The organism is Streptomyces sp. UF-297, assembly GCF_058245575.1.
In genome coordinates, this window is sequence record NZ_JBSIBZ010000163.1 from 1 (window position 1) to 9459 (window position 9459).

At 72.8% G+C, this 9459-nt stretch carries 9 protein-coding genes; 5 read left to right on the plus strand and 4 right to left on the minus strand.

Annotated elements, in window-relative coordinates; translation table 11 throughout:
- Positions 1-86 precede the first annotated feature (86 nt).
- A complete protein-coding gene (locus AC4IJH_RS42510; protein ID WP_490857407.1) occupies positions 87-1301 on the minus strand; it encodes a sensor histidine kinase in 1215 nt (404 codons plus the stop codon).
- A gap of 158 nt (positions 1302-1459) precedes the next feature.
- Here AC4IJH_RS42510 and AC4IJH_RS42515 point away from each other — a divergent pair, with 158 nt between their 5' ends.
- Positions 1460-2041 carry a hypothetical protein gene (locus tag AC4IJH_RS42515; RefSeq protein WP_490857408.1) on the plus strand — a complete coding sequence of 194 codons (582 nt, stop codon included), beginning with the start codon at positions 1460-1462 and terminating at the stop codon, positions 2039-2041.
- A 55-nt stretch (positions 2042-2096) separates the two neighbouring features.
- Here AC4IJH_RS42515 and AC4IJH_RS42520 read toward each other — a convergent pair whose 3' ends face one another.
- From AC4IJH_RS42520 to AC4IJH_RS42530, 3 genes are read right to left on the minus strand one after another with little or no spacing between them, the layout of a single operon-like run.
- Positions 2097-2669 carry a cob(I)yrinic acid a,c-diamide adenosyltransferase gene (locus AC4IJH_RS42520; RefSeq protein ID WP_490857409.1) on the minus strand — a complete coding sequence of 191 codons (573 nt, stop codon included), beginning with the start codon at positions 2667-2669 and terminating at the stop codon, positions 2097-2099.
- 10 nt (positions 2670-2679) lie between these two features.
- Positions 2680-3435 (minus strand): ABC transporter permease, encoded by a 756-nt coding sequence (locus tag AC4IJH_RS42525; protein ID WP_490857410.1) that lies wholly within the window; start codon positions 3433-3435, stop codon positions 2680-2682.
- Between the two features lie 11 nt (positions 3436-3446).
- Positions 3447-4235: an ABC transporter ATP-binding protein gene (locus AC4IJH_RS42530; protein WP_490857411.1), complete on the minus strand. Its 789-nt coding sequence runs from the start codon at positions 4233-4235 to the stop codon at positions 3447-3449.
- Between the two features lie 81 nt (positions 4236-4316).
- Between AC4IJH_RS42530 and AC4IJH_RS42535 the strand changes: the two genes are divergently transcribed.
- From AC4IJH_RS42535 to AC4IJH_RS42550, 4 genes are all read left to right on the plus strand, one after another.
- Positions 4317-4958, plus strand: a complete 642-nt coding sequence (locus AC4IJH_RS42535) for a TetR/AcrR family transcriptional regulator (protein WP_490857412.1) — start codon at positions 4317-4319, stop codon at positions 4956-4958.
- 180 nt (positions 4959-5138) lie between these two features.
- Positions 5139-5987 carry a 3-hydroxyacyl-CoA dehydrogenase family protein gene (locus AC4IJH_RS42540; RefSeq protein ID WP_490857413.1) on the plus strand — a complete coding sequence of 283 codons (849 nt, stop codon included), beginning with the start codon at positions 5139-5141 and terminating at the stop codon, positions 5985-5987.
- A gap of 167 nt (positions 5988-6154) precedes the next feature.
- Entirely contained in the window at positions 6155-6478 is a 324-nt protein-coding gene (locus AC4IJH_RS42545) for an STAS domain-containing protein (RefSeq protein WP_490857414.1), read from the plus strand.
- A gap of 301 nt (positions 6479-6779) precedes the next feature.
- Positions 6780-9314 (plus strand): ATP-binding protein, encoded by a 2535-nt coding sequence (locus AC4IJH_RS42550; RefSeq protein WP_490857415.1) that lies wholly within the window; start codon positions 6780-6782, stop codon positions 9312-9314.
- Positions 9315-9459: the final 145 nt, after the last annotated feature.

Here is a 9459-nt window from a genome sequence, read left to right on the forward strand (position 1 = left end):
GCTCGCTCATGCGCCAGCCTCCCTACGGTCGGCGGGCTCGCCTTCGCACCGCGCGCACCTTTCGATGATTCGCTCGCCGGGCTCGCTCATGCGCGCCGTTCTCCTTCCTCGACGGGCAGTTCGGCCCGTACTCGCCAGATCTTGCCCCCGTCGGCGTCGGTCACCCCGCCCGCCTCGAACTCCCCGCCCAGCAGCGCGACCCGCTCGCGCATCCCCACCAGGCCCGCGCCGGAACCGGGCGCGCGCGGGCCGGGCCGGTCGCCGAAGGGGCTGAGGACCGTGACGGTGAGCGGCCCCTGGGGCGGGCCCGCGACGCGCACGGTGACCTCGCCGGGCGCCGCGTGCTTGAGGGCGTTGGTCAGCGACTCCTGGACGATGCGGTACGCGGCCAGCTCGACCGGGGCCGGCGGGCGCAGCCCGGCCGAGCGCTCGTCCCGGAGCGTGAAAGCCAGGCCGCTGGCGGCGCCGTTGGTGGCGGCCTGGGCGACCAGGGCGTCCAGCGCGTCCAGGGTGGGCGCGGCGGCCGGCTCGTCGGCGCCGGTCGCGTCCCGCAACAGGCCGATCAGGCGGCGCATTTCGGCCAGCCCCTGCACGCTGTTCTCGCGGATGACGCCCAGCGCCTCCTGGGTGGCCGCCGGGTCGTTGATCGACTGCGCGGCGGTGGAGTGGATCGCGATGGCGGAGAGGTGGTTGGCCACCATGTCGTGCAGCTCGCGCGCCATCCGGGCGCGCTCGGCGACCACCGCCTGGCTGCGGTCCATCTCCGCCAGCAGCGCGGTCTGCTGGGCCCGCATCTGGGCGGCCAGCGCGCTGTCGCGGTGCTGACGGACGATCAAACCCGTGGAGGCGGGGGCGATGGTGACCAGCCCGAAGACGGCGCCGACGAGCAGGGCCTCGGGCTTGTGCCACACGGCCAGCAGGGCGATGGTGACGGCGACGGTGAGGACCATGCAGACCGGGACGACCGGCCGGGTCAGCCGCGGCTTGCCGTACACCAGGGCCGCGTAGATGACATCGGTGAACATCAGGGGCGTGGCCAGCAGCGAGCCGGTGACCACATCGCCGGCGAGCGCGAGGGCGGCGGGCAGCAGCAACCAGGGCTGGGCGGTGCGCCGCAGCAGTTCCAGGGCCGCCATCGCCACCAGCGGGATCAGCGGCAGCAGCGGGTGATCGCGGGTGGGCGGCCCGCTGGAGTACACGTTCAGGGACCACAGGATCAGCCCGCCGACCAGCCCCGTGACGGCGATGAGCACATCGTGGCGGTGGGGGCGGCCTGGGGCGGCGAAGGGTCTCGCGGTCACCCCTCCATCAAACACGGCGCCGGAGCCAGCCGCGTCCGCGTACCGGGCGATCTCCCGCTGCATCCTTCGATGTAGCGGCGAATCGTCGCAGGCGACGAGGCGGGGGCGCCAAGAGGAGGGGAGATTGGAGGGGTCGGGGGAACGAGAGGAGCAACACCGTGATCGTCACGCTGATCGTCGTCTGCGAGGTCGGCTTCTGGGTCCTGCTGGCCGGCGGGCTGAGCCTGCGCTATCTGGCCCGGATGCCGCGTACCGGCGCGGCGGTGCTGCTGCTCGAACCGCTGCTGGAACTGCTGCTGCTGATCGTCACCGCGATCGATCTGAAGAACGGTGCCGGCGCCGACTGGAAGCACGGTCTGGCCGCCGTCTACATCGGCTTCACCGTCGCCTACGGCCACTACACGATCAAGTGGGTGGACTCGCACTTCGCGTACCGCTTCGCGGGCGGGCCGAAGCCGGTCAGGCTCCACGGCGCCGCGCGCAGCCGGCACGAGTGGAAGATGTGGTTCCGGACGGTCGTGATGGCGGCCGTCGCCATCGGGCTGCTCCAGCTCGCGACCTGGTACGTGGGGGACGACGGGGACACCAGCACGCTCGGCGGCTGGCAGTCGGGCGCGATCAAGCTCGTCGGCATCCATGCCCTGATCGCCCTGAGCTACACGATCTGGCCCAAGAAGGCACCGGCCGTGGAAGCGGCGGCCGCCGGTGAAGAGCGGCCCCGCTCCCTGACCAAGAGGTGACCGGCGCGGTGCTCGGCGTTCCCCGCCGGGCACCCAGCCGGGGCCTGGGCGTGGCTCAGCGCTCCCCGCCGGGCACCCAGAGGACGTCTCCGACCTCCTTGTTGGCCGTGCGCGCCAGGATGAACAGGAGGTCGGAGAGGCGGTTGAGGTAGGTGGCGGTGAGCGGGTTCATGGAGTCGGCGAACTCCTCCAGGGCCGCCCAGGTGGAGCGCTCGGCGCGGCGTACGACCGTGCACGCCTGGTGCAGCAGCGCGGCACCCGCCGTGCCGCCCGGCAGGATGAAGCTGCGCAGCTTCTCCAGGTCCTCCAGGAAGCGGTCGCAGTCCGCCTCCAGCTTGTCGATGTAGGCCTGTTCGACCCGCAGCGGGGGGAACTCGGGGTTCTCCACGACCGGGGTGCACAGGTCGGCGCCGACGTCGAAGAGGTCGTTCTGGACCCGTACGAGGACGGCGGTGACCTCCTCGGGGAGCGAGCCGAGCGCGATGGCCACGCCGATCGCCGCATTGGCCTCGTTGGCGTCCGCGTACGCCGAGATCCGCGAGTCGGTCTTGGCGGTGCGGCTCATGTCGCCAAGCGCGGTGGTGCCCTTGTCCCCGGTGCGGGTGTAGATGCGCGTCAGATTGACCATAGGGCCGAGACTACGCGGCGGCCCTGGCGAAGGCCCGTGTGCCGATGGTCACGGACACCGCCGCGAGCGCGGCCGCGGCCAGGGCGCCGTACAGCAGCGCGGCGGCGCCGTAGTCGCCGACGAAGGCGGCACGCACCGCGTCCACGAGGTAGCGCAGCGGCATGAAGTGCGAGACCACGTCCAGCCATTGCGGCCCCAGTGCCATCGGCAGGATCAGTCCGGACAGCAGCATCGCCGGCATGGTGACGGCGTTGACGACCGGGCCGAACTCGTGCGGGGCGCTCGCCTTCATCCCCAGCGCGTAGGAGAGCGAGGCCAGCGACAGGGCCAGTACGGCGACGAAGGCGAAGCCGGTCAGGACGCCGCCCAGCGGCGCGCGCAGCCCCAGCACCAGGGCCGCCAGCACCAGCAGCCCCGACTGGCACACCAGCAGCAGCACGTCCCGCAGCACCCGCCCCATCAGCAGCGCCCCGCGGCTCACCGGCGTGACCCGCATGCGCTCCACCACCCCCTGCTGCTTCTCCACGACGATGGCGAACCCGCTGAACGAGGCGCCGAACAGGGCGAGTTGCAGCAGCAGTCCCGGCACCAGCACCTGCCAGGAGCTGCCGTGCGGGGCGATCGGCAGGCCGGTCAGCAGCGGCCCGAAGAAGAACAGGTACAGCAGCGGCATCACCAGACCGAACAGCATCTGGACACGGGAGCGCAGCGTCTGGCGGGCGTAGCGCCCGAAGACCAGCGCGGTGTCGGACAGGAAGACGGACATGGGGCGGGCTCCTAGACGGCTACGGGGGCGGGGTCGGACGGGGCCGCGGCGCCGCGCCCGGTGAGGGCGAGGAAGGCGTCCTGCAGCGAGGCGCCGGCCGATCCGGCGTAGCGCTCCTTGAGGGCGGTGGGCGTCCCCTCGGCGGCCACCGCGCCGTGGTCGATGACCACCAGGCGGTCGGCGAGCGCGTCCGCCTCGTCCAGGTAGTGGGTGGTCAGCACGACGGTGGTGCCGTGCTCGGCGCGCAGCGCGCGCACCAGGTCCCACAGGGCGGCCCGGCTGCCCGGGTCCAGCCCGGTGGTCGGCTCGTCCAGGAAGAGCACCTCGGGGCGGTGGACCAGCCCCAGCGCGAGGTCCAGGCGCCGGCGCTGCCCGCCGGACAGTGCCGCGCACGGGCGGTCCAGCAGTTCGCTCAGCCCCAGGTCGCGCGCCAACTCCTCGGCGCGGGCGGCCGCTTGGGCCTTGGACAGGCGGTACAGCCGCCCCTGGGTGACCAGTTCCTCGCGTACGGAAACGGCCGGGTCCACGCCGCCGGACTGGGCCACGTAGCCGCACTCGCGCCGTACGCCCGCGGGGTCGGTCGCCAGGTCGCAGCCGGCGACGGTGGCGCTGCCCGCGGTGGGGGCCAGCAGCGTGGTGAGCATGCGCAGGGTCGTGGTCTTGCCCGCGCCGTTGGGGCCCAGGAAGCCGAGGATCTCGCCGCGCCCGACGGTGAGGTCGATGCCGCGTACGGCCTCGACGGGGCCGTGCTTGGTGGTGAAGGTCCGGGCCAGGCCGGTGGTGGTGATGACACTCGTCATGCCGACCAGAAAAACAGAGGGACTGAAATTTTGCAATGCCTCCAAAATTTCATGCAGGCCAAGAACGCCTACGATGAGGGCATGGCAGAGGGACTCAGGGAGCGCAAGAAGCGGCAGACCCGGCAGTACATCTCCGACACGGCCACCGGTCTGTTCCTGGAGCGCGGCTTCGACGCCGTGACCATCGCGGAGATCGCCGAGGCCGCCGATGTGTCGGTCAACACCGTCTACAACTACTTCCCGGCCAAGGAGGACCTCTTCCTGGACCGCGGGCCCGAACTGGTCGAGCGGCTGTCGCGGTTCGTACGGGCCCGCGACGTGGGGGAGTCGGCCGCCGCCGCCGTGCTGCGCGGGCTGCGCGAGGAGGTGGAGAGCGTCTCGCCCAAGGTCGGGCTGATCGAGGGATTCGAGGCCTTCATGAAGGTCGTGCACTCCTCGTCCACCCTCCAGGCGCGCATGTGGCACCTCCAGCGGGAGCAGTACGACCACCTGGAGGCCATCCTCCGCCAGGAGACCGGCGCCGCTCGGAAGGACCCGCTGCCCGCCCTGATGGCCGGCCAGATCAACTGGGTGCACCAGACCCTGATGACCGCCATCGCCCACGAGATGATGACCGGCCGCAAGGCCGCGGTCGTCTCGCGCGAGGCGCTGGGGCTGCTGGACGAGATGGAGGACCTGCTGAGCGAAAAGGTCCTCAACTACGCGGTGCGGGAGGCCGGATGACGGGGGCCGGTGTGATGTCCGTCATGGAAAACGAGCGCTTTGGCCCGAAGGGCCTCGTCGAGGGGTGGCGGTCGGGCGACGGGCGGGCGTGACGCGCATCTCTATGCCCCCAAAGGATCGTCCCCGGGCGCTAACGTCACACCGAGAGCCGTTAAGTGCACAGGGTGTTAGGGGACAGCAGTGGCAAGGAAGCTCGCCGTCATCGGAGCCGGCCTCATGGGGTCGGGCATCGCGCAGGTATCGGCCCAGGCGGGCTGGGACGTGGTGCTGCGCGATGTGACGGACGAGGCGCTGGCGCGCGGCAGGAGCGGCATCGAGGCCTCGTACGCGAAGTTCGTCTCCAAGGGCAAGCTGGAGGCCCCCGCGGCCGAGAAGGCGCTGGCCCGTATCACCACCACCACCGACCTCGAAGCGGTCGCCGACGCGGACGTCGTCGTCGAGGCCGTCTTCGAGAAGATCGAGGTCAAGCGGGAGATCTTCCAGAACCTGGACAAGATCGCCAAGGAGGAGGCGGTGCTCGCCTCCAACACCTCCGCCATCCCGATCACCAAGATCGCGGCGGCCACGAGCCGCCCGGACCGCGTGGTGGGCACGCACTTCTTCTCGCCCGTGCCGATGATGCAGCTTTGCGAGCTGGTGCGCGGGTACAAGACCAGCGACGAAACCCTCGCCACCGCACGGGAGTTCGCCGAATCGGTCGGCAAGACCTGCATCGTCGTCAACCGCGACGTCGCGGGCTTTGTCACCACCCGCCTGATCACCGCGCTGGTGGTCGAGGCGGCGAAGCTGTACGAGTCGGGCGTGGCCAGCGCCGAGGACATCGACATCGCCTGCAAGCTGGGCTTCGGCCACGCCATGGGCCCGCTGGCCACCGCCGACCTGACGGGCGTGGACATCCTCATGCACGCCACCGACAACATCTACGCCGAGTCGCAGGACGAGAAGTTCGCCCCGCCGGAGATCATGCGGCGCATGGTCGACGCGGGTGACATCGGCCGCAAGAGCGGGCAGGGCTTCTACCAGCACTGAGCGCTGATACCGCGTCAGGGGCCCGGCGGTCAAACGCCGGGTCCGTCGGCGTCACCCCATGGGGTGGTTTCGGTATCGGTTCGCTTACAGGCGGCAACTTCGCCGTACGAGAGGCAGTCAGTTCTGTAGACGTAACGGACGCGATCACATCACCGTGAGGAGCGCATATGCACATCAGGGGCGACCACGCCGAGCTGGTCGTCGGGGGCCGCCTCGACGTCCGTAGCGCGGCGGACGCCCGTACGGCCCTGCACACCGCCGTCGACTCCGGTCGCGGCGACCTCGTGCTGGACCTGACCGAGCTGGATTCGTGGGACGCCACGGGACTTGGCGTGATCATGGGGGCGCACCGCCGGGCGGGACGGGCCAACCGCCGGCTCGTCCTGAGGGGAGTGCCGCCCCAGATGCAGCGCCTTTTGGTGGCCACCCGGCTGCACCGCATCCTCGCCATCGAGGGCGGCATCGAGGCGGAGTCACTGCCGCGTGTATGAGGGGCGCGAGCGAGGTACCCCAGAGGTACAGCGCCGTGCACGGCTCCGGACGGCCGTGGACGGAGCCACAGTTGAAGGCGGCAAGATCAATGCCGCATACGCGAAGTATCCTCACAACACTGTGACGTTCCGGGCAGGACCGGACCCCGCTGATTCGTAGATACTGTCCCAAGGTCTAGGGTTCGGTTCCCGCCGGGTACCAACAGACCACGGTGGGACCGGACCAGACGCGACGGCAGGGGGAGTGCGGAAAGGCCGGGAGACCTTGTCCGTACGCCAAAGCTTCTGGGGGGCATCGACCATGGACCCGAACAACAGCCGCGGTCCGCAGGAGCGCGGCGAGCAGGCCGGTTCCGGCGCGCCGCAACCGCCCGCGTTCGGCGGCTCTCCGGCCGCCGCCGGCGGCCTCGCGCGCACCGTGCAGCTCGTCTCGGGCGAGTACCTCCTCACCGTCAATCCGGTGGACGGCAGCGAGATCGAGCCGTGCCCGCCGGGGGAGCAGCCCTCCCCTCCGGAGAAGCACGGGCCCGAGGAGCGCGCCGACCTCGCGCGCGCCGCGGCCCCGCCCGCCACCCCCGGCTTCGCGGGCCACGACATACCCCTGCTGGAGCGGCGGGAGGAGACCGACCGCCTGGTGCGGCTGCTGGCCCGCGGCCGGTCCGTACGCGTCACGGGACCCTCCGGGTCGGGCCGCAGCCGGCTGCTGGACGCGGTCGCCATCGCCTGCGCCGACCTCGCGCCCGACGGCGTGGTGCGCCTCTCCGGCTACCACCGCACGCCCGTCGACGTGATGTACGAGCTGCTGGGGGCCGTGCACCGCGCCCCGCTGTACCGCCCCGACCGCGGCGAACTGCTGCGCATGCTCGGCGAGATCGGCGCCATCGTCGTCCTGGACGACCTGGAGTTCGGCGGCGGCGCGCTGGAGGAGCTGCTGGGCGCGACGCCGGAGTGCGCCTTCCTGCTCTCCGCGACCCCCGATGTCGCGGCCCCCTCGCCCGACTCCCACCTCGAAGAGGTCTTCCTCGGCGGGATCGGGCGCACGGCCTGCCTGGAGCTGCTGGAGCGGATCGCCGGCCGGGCGCTGGGCGAGGACGAGGCGGCCTGGGCCGCTGACCTGTGGTTCGAGTCGGAGGGGCTGCCGCTGCGGTTCGTGCAGGCCGGAGCGCTGCTGCGGCAGCGCGATGAGCTGCGCGCCGACCCCGCCGCGTTCGACGCGTACGGCACGTATGCGATGCGCCCCTACGAGGCACCCTCGGGCTCCGGTGACGGCGCTGACGTACCGCTGCCCTCCATCGCGGACGCCGCCTCGCCCGCGCCGCTGCTGGCCTCCCGGCTGAGCGGCGCCGCCCGCGAGACCCTGCGCTTCGCGATCGCGCTGGGCGGCGAGGTGCCGCACCAGGCGCATCTGCCCGCGCTGGCCCAGGACACCCACGCGGACGCCGCGCTCGGCGAGCTGCTGGGCTGCGGGCTGGTCACCACCGCCGGGCGGCACTACCGCCTGGCGTCCGGTGTGCAGGACCAGTTGGAGGCGGCCGGGTACGGCGACGGCGCCATCGAGCGGGCGCACACCGCCGCCCGGCACTACGCCTGGTGGGCCGGGCACCCCTCGGTCACGTCCGAGCGGGCCGCCGTCGAGGCGGACGCGGTGCTCGCGGCGATGGCCAAGCTCACCGGGAGCCGGGCCGGCGGACACCCCGCGGCGGCCGTGCTGCTGGCCCGCACGGCAGCGCCCGCCTTCGCCGCCGCGCTGCACTGGAGCGCCTGGGAGCGCAGCCTGCGGCACGGCGCCGAGGCCGCGCGGATCGCGGGGGAGGTCGCCGAAGAGGCGTATTTCCACCACGAGTTGGGCGTGCTGGCGCTGTGCAGCGGCAATCTGGAGCGGGCGCGGGCCGAGCTGGAGGCGTCCATAGGGCTGCGCGGGGTGCTCTCGGACCGGCGGGGCGCGGTCGCCGGGCGGCGTGCGCTGGCGCTGGTGGCGGACCGCTCCGGTACGTACCCGCCCACGCATCCCACCGCGGCGGCGGCCGGCGAGGAAGTGCCGGACGCGCTGACGGAGGAGTCCGCCTCGCCGCCCGGCGGGGTGGCCTCGGCGGCGGCGCCGGTGCCCGCCGTCGACGACACCGCGCCGACGGTCATCACGCACAAGGCCGCGGCCGGCGGCGGCGCGAGGACCGCGGCGCCGGGCATCAAGCGTCCGGTGCTCAGCGGCGCCCGGCGCAATCTGGTGGCGGCGGGCGCGGGCGCGCTGCTGGTGGCCGCGCTGGGCACGGTCGTGACGCTGGGCGCCACCTCCGGCGGCGACGGCCCCACCTCGGACAAGGTCACCACCGAGCGGTCCGCGCAGAAGGGCGAGGACGGCGGCCGGATGGACGCCGACCAGCCCGCGGCGGGGTCCTCCCGGCAGCCGGGCTCCGGCGCGGGCGCCGCCTCGGTCGGGCCCCACACCCCGGGCAGTACGGGTACGGGCAAGGCCACCGATCCGACGAGCGGGGCGCCGACCAAGGGCCCGACGGGCGGCCCCACCACGCCGACCACCGGCCCGAAGCCGACGGACCCCAAGCCGACGGACCCCAAGCCGACGGACCCGAAGCCGACCGATCCCAAGCCCACGGACCCCAAGCCCACCGATCCCAAGCCCACGGACCCCAAGCCCACGGACCCGAAGCCGACCGATCCCAAGCCCACGGACCCCAAGCCCACCGATCCGGCGCCGTCCCCGCCGCAGACGCCGACGACCACGGCCAGCGGTCCGGCGCCCAGCACCCCGGTCGGGACGACCCCGGGCGGGGGCACCCCCGGCAACACGGCCTCCGAGCCGGTCCCGCCGACGGCCTGACGGACGCCGAGCGCTTCGCTGGGGGTGTGGTCGGCCAGCTGCGGACCGGCGGTGGCTGGTCGCGCCCCCGCGGCGGAGCCGCACAGCGACTCGGCCCCGCGCCCCTCAGCAGCACCGACAGCGGCCCGCCGCCGCGGTGATGAGC

Excerpts from the sequence above, each read along its gene's own strand:
- AC4IJH_RS42520 (WP_490857409.1), bottom strand. The coding sequence starts at position 2,669 with ATGGTCAATCTGACGCGCATCTACACCCGCACCGGGGACAAGGGCACC.
- AC4IJH_RS42525 (WP_490857410.1), bottom strand. The coding sequence starts at position 3,435 with ATGTCCGTCTTCCTGTCCGACACCGCGCTGGTCTTCGGGCGCTACGCC.
- AC4IJH_RS42530 (WP_490857411.1), bottom strand. The coding sequence starts at position 4,235 with ATGACGAGTGTCATCACCACCACCGGCCTGGCCCGGACCTTCACCACC.
- AC4IJH_RS42535 (WP_490857412.1), top strand. The coding sequence starts at position 4,317 with ATGGCAGAGGGACTCAGGGAGCGCAAGAAGCGGCAGACCCGGCAGTAC.
- AC4IJH_RS42545 (WP_490857414.1), top strand. The coding sequence starts at position 6,155 with ATGCACATCAGGGGCGACCACGCCGAGCTGGTCGTCGGGGGCCGCCTC.
- AC4IJH_RS42550 (WP_490857415.1), top strand. The coding sequence starts at position 6,780 with ATGGACCCGAACAACAGCCGCGGTCCGCAGGAGCGCGGCGAGCAGGCC.